Raw genomic sequence first — 9,458 nt, forward strand, 5'->3', positions numbered from 1 at the left:
TATGGGCACTTCACCTGAATCGCACTGTGACGGGCAAGCGTGACGTCTGTCAGCGTCCTGTGCTCACACAATGCCATTCTAGTGCGACCTTTCGGTCAGTAGGCGGTTACATCGCCACCATTTCGAAAAGCTGCGACAATCTTCATCGCCTCCTGGTCCACAACGTGTGCCCAATTGGGAGCCAGGTCATTCGCAGTATTCTCGCGAGCGAACTCCACGGCGTCGCTCAGGTTGCTTAGGTCTGCCAGGAAGTCGTCCCAACCACCAGAAGGTTGCGCGGCATCTCCCGCAAATATCAGAAAACGTTTCAACATTTGGCCCTCCCCAAAGGAACCACTAACGCCAGTTTTGGTTTGGCTATTCGTCCGGCTCGTCCCGACCAATTGTTCTTGATAGAAGCGCTACGACCACCGCTGAGATCAGCATATAGGCGATGAATAACACCGGGCAGACGAAGTATCCCGCTTCCATAGCCAACCCTCCCTCTGTGATTCTGCAACAGTTATGGGCGGGGTTGAAAATGGCGCGATCACGCTATTCAGCGCTTCCGCGCTGAGGCATTGAGATTAAGACTGTCGCTCCTGCTCCTCAAAGGAGTTTGCAAGTGAGCTGTCTGCACCGTCGTCAAAGAGTGGAGTGGGAAAACCGACGAGCAAAGGGGCTCTAACTCAAGTCTTCAAGCTTGGGGCTTCAAGGGCGGTTAACCTCGCTCGTCGGCAATTCAGGGTAGCAGCCTGAACCGTGCGAGGTACTGGTGTGATCGCGTGATGTCATTGTGTTGTGATTGCCGACACAGGCCAAGATATGACCTATCCGCGAAAAACCCCGCCGAACGCTTGATGAGTTGGGGCTCCATTCGGCGGGGCAGAGGAGGTAGTAACATGCTGGACGTTGGGCACTGGGTGCGGAGTGGCGCACAGACCCAAGCCAGCGGCAGGAACTTATGCCCTGCGCTTAGCACATAGAATGGTGCTTTAGCGTACTCGTCAATTATGGATCACTAAGGCGCTGGCAGGTGGATAGGGTATAAGCCCCCGCCTATCTCTCAGAAGAGCCCCAGATTCTTCAACCTGCCAGCTGAACAAGTCTATCGGTGAAATCTGAACGAGTGGTTGCCGTTACGGCTGGGGCAAGATCGCTTCGGGAAGAGCATGCCAGCGCGCGGGGCTTGTTAGGGTTAAGCGGGTGGGCTTTATGCCCGAACATTACGCGCGCTGGCGAAGCCAGTCTCAGCTCAAATCGTTGCTGGTTGGTAAACACCGGCAGCCCATCAGCGGTGCTGGCGGGCAAACCTCGGATTGGGGAAGGCTTTTCGCTCCGAACGTGGGGCGTTCTAAGCGCCCGCCAGCACCGAAAGGGTATTCCAACCACCCAAATGTGGAAATCCCCCTGCAGGCTGACGTTGGGAAGCGCTTGCCTGCAGGGAGCGGCGGTGCCCCTTGGAGCCCAGGAGCGGTAGCAGTCAACGCGGCCTGAGAGAAGCGCATCGCAAGCATCGCGCCGTAATGACGCGACTTTCTCGTCTGAACTCATCACCAGAAAGGAAACGACATGGACCGCAACTTCGCGCGGGCGCTTCCGCTCGTCCTTAAGCATGAGGGTGGCTGGGCTGATCACCCCGACGATCCGGGTGGGGCGACCATGAAGGGCGTCACGCTGGCAACCTTTCGTCGCTACGTGAAGGCCGATGGCACCAAGGCTGATCTAAAGGCGGTTACCGACCAGCAGGTCGCGACCGTCTACTATCGTCACTACTGGGCGGCCGTGAATGCCCAGGCGCTGCCTTCGGGCGTCGATTATGCTGTGTTCGATTTCGCGGTGAACTCCGGCCCGAGCCGGGCGGCGAAGTATCTGCAATCGGTCGTCGGCGCGAAGGTTGATGGCAGGGTCGGCCCGGACACCATCGCAGCAGTTTCTCGCATGGATCCGGCGGAGGTCATCAATCGCCTTTGTGATGCCCGCATGGTCTTCCTGCGCAAGCTGAAGCACTGGCCGACCTTCGGCACTGGCTGGTCGCGACGCGTCTCCGATGTGCGCAAGGATGCGAGGAACATGGTGGGGCGGTCGGCTGACATCGAGCGGGTGCCCGTGCCGGTGCCGCGTCCGACTGTTCCCGCCGAGGTCGAGCAGAAGGTGAAAGAGAAATCCGGCCTCTGGCAGTGGCTGACCGGGTTGCTCGGTTCCGGCGCGCTTGGTCTGGGCTGGTTGACCGGCATGGATTGGAAGGCCATTGCGGCCGGCGGCGGCGTGCTGGTCGTGGTCATCCTCGTTCTGGTGATCCTGCGGTCGCAGATCGTGGCGGCCGTGCGCGAGATCAAGGGAGCGGTCGAGGGGCAGGGCGCATGATCGGGCTCGGCTTTGCCTCCCGTGTGCTGCTCTCGCCGCTGGGGAAGGCTTTGGCTGCGGTTCTGGCCGTCTCCGTCATCGCAGGCGGGATTTACCTCTACGGCCACCAGCGGGGCGCTACGTCGGTCCTGCAGCGCCTTCAATCCGAACGCATCACAGTCCTGAAAGATGGAAAGAAGATCGATGAGGAAGCGCTTGGCGCTGACGACACTGGCCTGTGTGCCCTTCTTGGCGGCTGCGAGCTGCCAGACGGCGGCGATCACTGAGCCCTGCGACGTGCTGGTGCCGATCAACCCGGCGCCGGCCACAAATTCTTACCTGGTGGCGAATGACCGCGTGACCGCCGTCGCCATCGCGCAGCATCGTGGCCGGTATCAGAAATACCGCTGCGGGAAGTGACCACATTCAGTTGATAGGCAACGCAAATGTCAGAAGCGAGTGTTGAGCGGACCCTTGGTCAAATCCTTGGAGAGCTGAAGGGCATCGATGACCGCTTGATGCGCGCGGATGACAGCCGCGCCGTGGTGCATCGCCGTTTGGATGAGGTCAGTAACCGGCTGTCGCACCTCGAGGGCGAGGCGGAGACGACAAAGGCCAAGGTCGATCAGATGCAGTCTGTGACCGATGATGTCATCAGGCTCAGGTCGCAGGCTCAAGGCGCGGGCACTGCGGGCCGTTGGTTGATCCGTCTTGGCATCGGCATTGTTGGGTTCGCCGGCTGGCTGGTTGGTATCTACACCTGGCTGACTGGGCGGCCGCCGCCATAGAGATAGGAGGCGGAAACCGGTGCCGAGTTGCTGTTCTTCCCACCAATTGTTGCGATTGCTACAGTAGCGTTCGGGAAATAGGGAGGGGAACATGAGGCATCTGCGTTCAATAGTACTTTCGCTTTCACTGGCAATCTTGGCACAATCTCCGGTTTCCGCTGAAACATGGGGAGAGAAGTGGAATTCGGTGGTAGACAGAGTCGGCCCCATCAAGGATGCGCTATCCATTGAGCCTCCCGACATTCTGGCGAGCTTGTCGCCGGACCAGGCATTCGAATTGGCTGCCCGCCAGTTCGAGGGGTTCTCATCACAGATTGCGGACTTGACCCCGACCCTAGAGGCGCTCGGATTTCAGATGTCCACCTTCAGAGTTCAGCTACTTCCGCCGACCGGAAAGCTGAGGTTGATTTCTTCCCGAAAGGCCGATCTTGAGGTTGATGCAATATCCGCGCCGGAACTGGAAACGCTGTTCTCGAAGAGTTTGTTCTACGCAGCCAAGACGGCCAAACGCATTCAGAACTCCATGGATCTCGAGATGGTTATCATGGATGTGACGGTAGGTCTCAATCCAACGATTAAACTGTCCTACCTTGAGGAAGCCGATTTGAATGCGGCGTCATCTACGCCGTTTCAGGACATCGATTTGCTTTGCGGGCAGGCGCTTTAATTGCATTTCTGATGGCCGCACTGGCAAGGGGGTTCACCCCGGCAGGTCCGGCGCACCCACGATCACGAGCTTGTCGTCGGGCAGGGGACGTTGAAGCTTCTTCGCTTCCTCCCATGGCTCTGTAAGCCATGCGGTCATTTCATCCTCGGTGGTGAGGATGACCGGCATCGCCTTCTTGTGCACGGGTTCCACGACGCTATTGGGCTCGGTGGTCAGGAAGCCATAGACCTCATGGTCCTCTGGCTCCTCGCGCGCCATGCGCTTGCCGTGCCACGGCGTCCAGAGGCCGGCAAAGACGAATAGCGGCCGATCCTCACTCAGTGCAAACCATGCGTTCGGTGTGCGTTTGTCGCCCTGCTGCCTGCTGGCAGGGTCGGGCTCGGCAAAGCTCGTGACCGGCACAAGGCAGCGACTTTCCGGTGAGAGCCATTTGCGCCAGTGGGCGGATGAGGTGTTGCGGATGTTCGTGACGCCGCTGTCGTGCTTTCCCTTGATGAACATGGGCGGCGTCGGCATGCCCCAGCGGGCGCGCACCATCTCCCGCTCTCCATCCTCTCCTACGCGAATGATCGGCGCATAGCGGTTCGGATAGACCTGCAGGGACGGCTCGTTGAAAGCGTATTCCCGCGTCGTCTTGATGAAGTCGCGGATCGCCTGGCGCGTCGTCGTCATGTTGTAGAGATTGCACATTGGTCGGGATCACCTCGGCCATTGATTTATGACCATGATGGTATTGCCACGGGCGTTTTGGCAACTCCTGCAGCGCAGGCGCTGTTCCAGATCGATCGCTGTTGCGTCCCGGCCGTAGCGCCGCTCAAGCGCGTGGCGGTCCAGCTCGGATATCGATTTGCAGTGCCGGCAGATCGCGCCCAGCACATAGTAGGGCTGAATGTCCTTCAGCCGGATCTGGCCGTCGCGTGTGAAGAAAACCACCTCGGACAGGTGGAGCGGCTTGAACTGGCGCATCTGGCGGCTCCGCAAAACATGTGCCGCACCATTGTTTCCTTCATCAGCGCGCCGCCCCAGCGCGCACAAATCCCCAACTGACAGATCGCTCCAGCGCTTCCACGCGCCCGGCGAGGTAATCCCGCTCGCCCAAGAGTGCGATGACTGCCTCGCGAGGATCGCCGCCGCAGGCCTCTATGATCGCCTCGGCCGCTGACTCATAGGGATCGGGTTCCGTCTGTGGTTTCACTGCACGGTCCATACACCATCTCCCAGAAGGTCATTCTTTCTCATCTCGGCGGCTTTCTTCTCATTTGGCTCAATGCACCAGGTGGAGGGCAGGTCGGCCTTGCCAGTGGCAAAGCGCTCAAGGATTTCCTGTTTGGCTGCCTCGTCGCCCGGCAGAAGCGAGGAGAGGCCATCGGGCTTTCCAAACCAGCGCCACGGCTCCACGCAGATCTGCATGACGCCATCGATACGCTCGAAGCGGTAGGTGCAGCCGGAGCGCTCGATAAGGCGCTCCACGGCTTGCTCTATGGACAGGCCCGATTCGTCCTCGAACCCGTCGTCATCTTCCATGTTGAAGACGGTGTAGGTGGTCATTCTTTTCTCCATCAGAAGCGCAGATCGTAATCCAATCGCCCTTGACGAGTCTAGAGTTTGTTCCGCATTTGTTCACGTTACGCATGCGGCGACGTGACGAGTGAAATTGAGAAGGAGCAGACGATGTCACGTCGCAAAGGAGAGCCTACCGGGGCTCAGATTGATCGCGCGCATCCGCACCAGGTGGCGCTGTCGGAGGATCGGGTAATGGGAGCCAACTACGATGTTGTTCACGGCTTCTGTAAGGGCCTGTCGATCCATCGCCGGACGCAATCCGTCTATGCGCAGTGGGCCGAGCCGAGAGGCGGCTACTTCATCATCTTCTGCTTTGCCGAGAAGGAGGACGCGGAGCTATTTGCCGCCGAGTTTGACGGCATTCCGTTCGATCCCAAACATGACAGAGGGAAGGGGGAGCGGAAGCGGTTTTGGGATCGTGCGCAATCAGCGCCCAAGTAGCGGGATGATGCCTTGAAGTTCGAAATTAAGAAGTGATTCAAGGAAGGGCTGTAACGTGATGTGATGTCAAATGGAGGGGGATATGGCTGAGGGGTTTATATACATTCTCTTCAATCGAGCATTCCAAAAAGATCAGTATAAAATTGGGATGACTACGAGAACGCCAGAGGACAGGGCGCGCGACATCTCGCGCGGAACAGGCGTGCCTTTCGCTTTTGAAGTGCTGTACGAACAACGCGTGACTGACTGTCATGCTGCAGAACGCCTGCTGCACAAAAAGCTGGAAAAGTGCCGGACAGCTGGGAATCGGGAGTTTTTCCACTTGCCTTTGAAGGAAGCCGTGAAGGCGTTGGAGGAGGTTGCAGACAAAGTTGGTCGAGCTGCAGTTGGTCGACAGGAACGGGACGCGATGCCAATCAGAGAAGCTCACGCAACCGAAGAGCTCGGGGAACTGACCGCTGTCGCGGAACCTCGGGTGCGTCGGAGTGCGAGACAAGAAAGAGAGGGGAAAATAGCCACATTCGAGGATCATCTCGCGTACACTGATGAAGAAAGGCGGGAAGTACTCGTTGAATTGAGGCGGCGAGTGCATGATCTCGACCGGCATTTACAAGAAAACGAGCGCTGCACATCCGGGCAGCGCTTGGCCTATAAGCTGCCCGGTGGGGTTAACTTCTTAGAAATCAAAGTTCAAAAGCATGCGGTATTGCTTCACCTCGTGGATGGCGGATTAGCTGATCCTGAGAGGCTTGCCGAGGACATTCCTGCTTCACATAAATGGCATCATCTAAAGAAGAAAATCCGGATATCAGATATGGAGACTCTAAATGCTGCGATGCCCTTCGTAGAGGCAGCCTACCGAACTCAGAGGTAGTCCGGTTGCTATTGGGGTGACTATGATCACTGCGGGCGGCTTGCTGCCTCGATCTCGTTCAACGTGTCCATGATCATCCTGACGTGGCTTGCGCGGTCGTCGCCAAGAGCCTCAACCATATCGAGCGTCACTATCATGAGGCCTGCGCGGTCACTCAATGTGGCCGCGAGGATCAGGTCTGGAATAGCACTGGTGGCGCGCAGCAATAGACGCCGGCATCGGACCTCATCCGCATGTGAGTGGTCAGAAACGATTTCTCGGAGCTCAGCGAGCGCGTTTTCTACTCTGACCATTCAAGTTCGCCCCCAGTGCAATGTGAAGAGAAGTTGCAAAGCCTAAAGGGCATCGACCTCGGCGACGAGGCCGTCGTGATCACTCACGGTCACATCGTCAATGTCTCTGGAAATGCCCCACGTTGCCCTTGGCGAAAGCATCGGCGAGCCCGCAATATGGCAAACAGGCTGCTTCTCCAGTCCTTCAATCGAGGTGCCGGCCGTCCACACGTTGAGTCCTTGCATTGCATCTTCGAGAGCATCGGCGGCCATCGCAGGCACCAATTTTCGCGGCATACGTTGGTTGAAATCGCCGATGACAACGGTCGGAATGTCGTGCTGTTTCTTGAGCAGGGCGTTAAGCCCCTCAAGATACAGCATGTGCTCATCCCACCTCGCACTGTCCTTTCGGCCAGTCGTTACGTGAGCCATGCTCCACGGGATGCAGACACCAATCACTTGTAGCTGGCCAGCCGGAGTCTCTGTCACACCCGCAACGAAACGACCGGGCGGCAGTCCTGTGTCACCGATATGATCGATTGCGGTCCATGGCGAGCGGCTCCAGAGCGCCACCTTGTATCGACCTCTGGTGACTGGATACCCGTGGTCTGCGGCACTGGTGATCCTGAACCATTCGTCAGGAAGAAAGTCATCATAGGCCTCTGGACAACAGATAATGTCTGCATCCGCTTCCAGTATCCGCTCCCTTTGCAAGGTGCCTTTTTGTGATGCCTTGCGGTTCCAGGCAGTGTTCCAGCATAACAGTCGCGTAGCCGTCATTGGCTAACTCACCTCCCATTCGAAGTCGATCAGTTGAACAAAACGCCGGAGAGATACTCCTCAAATATTTGGGTAGCTTCGTCTAACGATGATCCTGGCAACTGTTTATAGGCTTCGCAATTTCGGTCCGGGCTGCCAGCAGGGTGCTTAGTGACCCTGAGTTCAAGCGGATCACCGTGGTTCGTCTTATGAAATGCGATCGAGCAAATCATGTCGTTTTGCGGGCTGCGGTACGAAATGTAATCGTGGATAACTGCCTCTCCCGAAATAACATTGCCGCCGAGCTTTACTTTGTTTTTGTGCATGTTCGCAGAAAAATCAAACCTGCTTGTGAGGTCGGAAAAATAATCCTGCATCAATTCAAGGGTTTTCCGGTTAGCCGGCCCTAGATGACGGGTCGCGTGTCTCGGGTGATCAATTCGCATTCGTTCTTCGATTGCTCTAACCAGTTCTTCGCGCTGAGCTTCCGTAATACCGGGGTATTTTGTGGCATTTGTGAAGAGGTTTGTAAGCCCTGGGGCGTCGTATTTACCACTTCTGATTTTCTCTAGGATCTTGGCGACGTGATCATCAATCTTGGTGGTTGTCATGAAACTCTCTTAGATGGTTGTGCACTGGGGGTGGGCAAATTTTATGCTTCACGAGATTCTATAAGGCCAATCTACTTTTGGCGACTTGTGAATACTCTACTGTTGACCTGTTGTGTCAGGAGTTGATGGTGGGCTACTCGCACCATGCGGACCTGTACCCCGGTTGCCAGCGAACAGCGTAGCCATCCGCCATAAGGATTTCCCCGGCAGTCTTCCCGTTAGGCATCCGCACCCACACGAGCGGACGCTTCCAGCGGTCACGCTCGCCGCTGTCCTCGATCTTCACGTCCTCCCGCAGAAGCTCGGCCAACCGCAGTTTGGCTTGTTTGCCCAGCAGCTTCTCCTGAGGGCATTTCGCGTTGCGGATCTCTGGAGTGTCAATCCCGGACTTGAACGGTGCGCCTGGTCCCATGATGCGCATGTTCTGCCCGTTGCACTTGATGGTGTCTCCATCGACGGCAGACAGGGACAAGCAGGATATGAGGGTGGCGGCGAAAGCGATCATTCAGAGCTCCAAAACAGACCGCATGTGAGCAAGTCGGGGCTCACCCTTCAATGGGGCGAGAGCGTAAGAGCCCGAACCATATGGTAGGTTTATTCACAGGATGCGATTTTTGTGGACGGAAACGCGCCTCGGAGCGTGGGACACCTCGCTCGTAACCCATTGAAATGCATAGAACGCAAAAACTGCGGCGTGGGACACCAAAAGCCCGGAAAATAAGACGTTGCGGCCTATTTGCGAGTCTTCTCGACCGCACCAAGCTCTCTTCCGAGAAAGCTGTTCCTCCCGGTCATCTTCGGAATGTATCGCGCACAAAGCAGCGAACGCTTAAATTCCCTCAGAGTTTTAGACGTCTTTAGAGCAAGCCGCGCTTGCTGTCCGGCGCTTTGTTTCTCGATCCGAACAGTCCACCATCACGATGAAAGCACGCGTGCTTCCGTCGCGGCGGTGAGAAATGCCTGCATTGCCGCATCGCCGGTCGCTCTGCCATCCATGGCCCGCTGGCAGATGATCAGCGCTTCCCGATGCGCTTCGCTGCCCGGTTGCCGCCAGTGGCCGTCCAGCAGTTCCAGAGCCTGTCTGGCGCTCGAAATGTATCGAATATCGCCCGTGATGCATTCTGCAATCGGTACGGGTTTGGAAAACCATCCTTCATT

General features: G+C 57.2%; 16 protein-coding genes. 6 read left to right on the top strand and 10 right to left on the bottom strand.

The window, feature by feature from the left end; translation table 11 throughout:
* Positions 1 to 95 precede the first annotated feature (95 nt).
* A complete protein-coding gene (locus tag ACN0VH_RS20355; RefSeq protein ID WP_417702387.1) occupies positions 96 to 314 on the bottom strand; it encodes a hypothetical protein in 219 nt (72 codons plus the stop codon).
* Positions 315 to 1,551: 1,237 nt separating this feature from the next.
* Here ACN0VH_RS20355 and ACN0VH_RS20360 point away from each other — a divergent pair.
* The 4 genes from ACN0VH_RS20360 (at position 1,552) to ACN0VH_RS20375 (ending at position 3,780) form a co-directional block, all read left to right on the top strand.
* Positions 1,552 to 2,346 carry a glycoside hydrolase family 108 protein gene (locus ACN0VH_RS20360; RefSeq protein WP_417702389.1) on the top strand — a complete coding sequence of 265 codons (795 nt, stop codon included), beginning with the start codon at positions 1,552 to 1,554 and terminating at the stop codon, positions 2,344 to 2,346.
* Positions 2,343 to 2,612, top strand: a complete 270-nt coding sequence (locus ACN0VH_RS20365) for a hypothetical protein (RefSeq protein ID WP_417702391.1) — start codon at positions 2,343 to 2,345, stop codon at positions 2,610 to 2,612. Before ACN0VH_RS20360 ends, ACN0VH_RS20365 begins: the two co-directional genes overlap by 4 nt.
* A gap of 159 nt (positions 2,613 to 2,771) precedes the next feature.
* Positions 2,772 to 3,113, top strand: coding sequence for a DUF1515 family protein (locus tag ACN0VH_RS20370; protein WP_417702392.1), 342 nt, complete (start codon positions 2,772 to 2,774; stop codon positions 3,111 to 3,113).
* Between the two features lie 91 nt (positions 3,114 to 3,204).
* A complete protein-coding gene (locus ACN0VH_RS20375) occupies positions 3,205 to 3,780 on the top strand; it encodes a hypothetical protein (protein ID WP_287959938.1) in 576 nt (191 codons plus the stop codon).
* A 33-nt stretch (positions 3,781 to 3,813) separates the two neighbouring features.
* Here ACN0VH_RS20375 and ACN0VH_RS20380 read toward each other — a convergent pair whose 3' ends face one another.
* The 4 genes from ACN0VH_RS20380 to ACN0VH_RS20395 are packed head-to-tail and all read right to left on the bottom strand — an operon-like array spanning position 3,814 to position 5,328.
* Positions 3,814 to 4,470, bottom strand: coding sequence for an SOS response-associated peptidase (locus tag ACN0VH_RS20380; RefSeq protein ID WP_417702395.1), 657 nt, complete (start codon positions 4,468 to 4,470; stop codon positions 3,814 to 3,816).
* A gap of 9 nt (positions 4,471 to 4,479) precedes the next feature.
* A complete protein-coding gene (locus tag ACN0VH_RS20385) occupies positions 4,480 to 4,746 on the bottom strand; it encodes a hypothetical protein (RefSeq protein ID WP_417702397.1) in 267 nt (88 codons plus the stop codon).
* Positions 4,747 to 4,789: 43 nt separating this feature from the next.
* Positions 4,790 to 4,987, bottom strand: a complete 198-nt coding sequence (locus tag ACN0VH_RS20390; protein WP_417702399.1) for a hypothetical protein — start codon at positions 4,985 to 4,987, stop codon at positions 4,790 to 4,792.
* A complete protein-coding gene (locus tag ACN0VH_RS20395; protein WP_417702401.1) occupies positions 4,972 to 5,328 on the bottom strand; it encodes a hypothetical protein in 357 nt (118 codons plus the stop codon). The genes ACN0VH_RS20390 and ACN0VH_RS20395 overlap by 16 nt, the downstream gene beginning before the upstream one ends.
* 123 nt (positions 5,329 to 5,451) lie before the next feature.
* Between ACN0VH_RS20395 and ACN0VH_RS20400 the strand changes: the two genes are divergently transcribed.
* Together ACN0VH_RS20400 and ACN0VH_RS20405 are read left to right on the top strand one after the other, a co-directional pair.
* On the top strand, positions 5,452 to 5,784 hold the full coding sequence (locus tag ACN0VH_RS20400) for a hypothetical protein (protein ID WP_417702403.1): 333 nt from the start codon (positions 5,452 to 5,454) through the stop codon (positions 5,782 to 5,784).
* Positions 5,785 to 5,866: 82 nt separating this feature from the next.
* On the top strand, positions 5,867 to 6,658 hold the full coding sequence (locus ACN0VH_RS20405; RefSeq protein WP_417702405.1) for a GIY-YIG nuclease family protein: 792 nt from the start codon (positions 5,867 to 5,869) through the stop codon (positions 6,656 to 6,658).
* 26 nt (positions 6,659 to 6,684) lie between these two features.
* Here the strand turns inward: ACN0VH_RS20405 and ACN0VH_RS20410 are convergent, their stop codons facing one another.
* From ACN0VH_RS20410 to ACN0VH_RS20430, 5 genes are all read right to left on the bottom strand, one after another.
* On the bottom strand, positions 6,685 to 6,951 hold the full coding sequence (locus ACN0VH_RS20410; RefSeq protein ID WP_417702407.1) for a hypothetical protein: 267 nt from the start codon (positions 6,949 to 6,951) through the stop codon (positions 6,685 to 6,687).
* A 42-nt stretch (positions 6,952 to 6,993) separates the two neighbouring features.
* On the bottom strand, positions 6,994 to 7,710 hold the full coding sequence (locus ACN0VH_RS20415; RefSeq protein WP_417702409.1) for an endonuclease/exonuclease/phosphatase family protein: 717 nt from the start codon (positions 7,708 to 7,710) through the stop codon (positions 6,994 to 6,996).
* Between the two features lie 29 nt (positions 7,711 to 7,739).
* Positions 7,740 to 8,300 (bottom strand): hypothetical protein, encoded by a 561-nt coding sequence (locus tag ACN0VH_RS20420; RefSeq protein ID WP_417702411.1) that lies wholly within the window; start codon positions 8,298 to 8,300, stop codon positions 7,740 to 7,742.
* A 133-nt stretch (positions 8,301 to 8,433) separates the two neighbouring features.
* Positions 8,434 to 8,805, bottom strand: coding sequence for a thermonuclease family protein (locus ACN0VH_RS20425; RefSeq protein ID WP_299939181.1), 372 nt, complete (start codon positions 8,803 to 8,805; stop codon positions 8,434 to 8,436).
* A gap of 410 nt (positions 8,806 to 9,215) precedes the next feature.
* A partial coding sequence (locus ACN0VH_RS20430; protein ID WP_417702413.1) for a DUF982 domain-containing protein occupies positions 9,216 to 9,458 on the bottom strand: 243 nt, incomplete at its 5' end.

Source organism: Pseudophaeobacter sp. (genome assembly GCF_048267565.1).
Classification (GTDB): Bacteria; Pseudomonadota; Alphaproteobacteria; order Rhodobacterales; family Rhodobacteraceae; genus Pseudophaeobacter; species Pseudophaeobacter profundi.